The sequence below is a fragment of the Acidovorax sp. KPB24-07 genome (genome assembly GCF_057543315.1).
This window is the reverse complement of record NZ_BAAJYS010000738.1, coordinates 1-1,074: the sequence shown is the minus strand read 5'-3', so window position 1 is coordinate 1,074 and position 1,074 is coordinate 1. Positions and strand designations below refer to the sequence as shown.

The 1,074-nt window shown below is 71.6% G+C and carries 2 protein-coding genes and 1 pseudogene; all 3 read right to left on the bottom strand.

Annotated features, from left to right (window positions below; translation table 11 throughout):
* The coding region (locus AC27IQ_RS25425; protein ID WP_487091284.1) for a carboxyl transferase domain-containing protein at positions 1 to 266 on the bottom strand (266 nt) is incomplete at its 3' end.
* Positions 263 to 594, bottom strand: a pseudogene (gene mdcC, locus AC27IQ_RS25420) (malonate decarboxylase acyl carrier protein). The pseudogene mdcC and the gene AC27IQ_RS25425, both read right to left, overlap by 4 nt.
* Positions 595 to 604: 10 nt before the next feature.
* Positions 605 to 1,074 (bottom strand): malonate decarboxylase subunit alpha (locus AC27IQ_RS25415; protein WP_487091283.1); only part of this gene is annotated, 470 nt, incomplete at its 5' end.

Sequence of the window (1,074 nt, the reverse complement as noted above, 5' to 3'; positions counted from 1 at the left end):
AGCAGGCCCACGAGCTTGGCGCCATGCACTTCGCCCACGCCACCGCCCATGAACTCGCCCTCCTGCGCGGCCACGAAGATGGGCCGCCCGCCCAGCGTGGCGCGGCCGACGGCCACGCCGTCGTCGAAGGCCGAGGGCACGCCCAGTTGCGCCAGGTGCGGGCTGGTCACGCGTTCGGCCGGCGGCAGCCACTCATGGAAGCTGCCGGCATCCAGCAAATGGGTCAGGCGCTCGCGCGCGCTGCATTCCGCGTAGCTCAAACTCATGATCGCGCTCCCGGCAGTTCGGCCACGGCCTGGTCGAGCCGCAGTCCCACCACGGCGGGCGTGGCGCCCATGTCGTTGATGGCGATGCGCACGCGGCCAAGGCGTGGCGCGCATGGAAGTCGTCCAGTACCGCCTGCCAGATCGGGCCGAAGCCGCGCGCGGAGGTTTCCACGCGCACCGAGCAACCGGTGCCGCTGTCGGGCTCCAGCAGCACCTCGAGGTTGCCGGAGCCGACCACGCCGACCAGCACGGGGGCGAAGGGGCCTGTGGGTCGGCCGCCGGGAAAGGAAAAGTCCAGGGTTTCGAGCCCTGCGGGAATGTCGCTCATGGGGTGCCTCCTACCAGTTCCGGAATCTCTTGGGCGGCTGGTACAGCCCGCCCGACGCGCGAACCAGGTCGCGCATGCTGCGCGCGGCCAGCAGGTTGCGCGTGGCATCGCGCGGGTCGATGCCCAGATCCTGCGGGCGGTGGATCACGCCGCGGTCGCGCAGGTTCTCCACCGCGCGCCGGTCGCGGGCCAGGCCCACCGCGGTGTAGCCTGCCACGCCGCGGATGGCCTGCTCGCGCTCTTCATCGCTGCGGCACAGCAGCAGGTTGGCGATGCCTTCCTCGGTGAGGATGTGGGTCACGTCGTCGCCGTAGATCATGATGGGCGGCAGCGCCATGCCGGCCTGCTCCTGCAGCGTCCAGGCGTCCAGCCGTTCCACGAACGCGGGCTGCATGTGCTCGCGGAAGGTCTCCACCATCTGCACCACGAGCTTTTGCCCGCGCGGCGTGCCGGCCGCGCCGGTGCGGCCCGCCCGCGCCT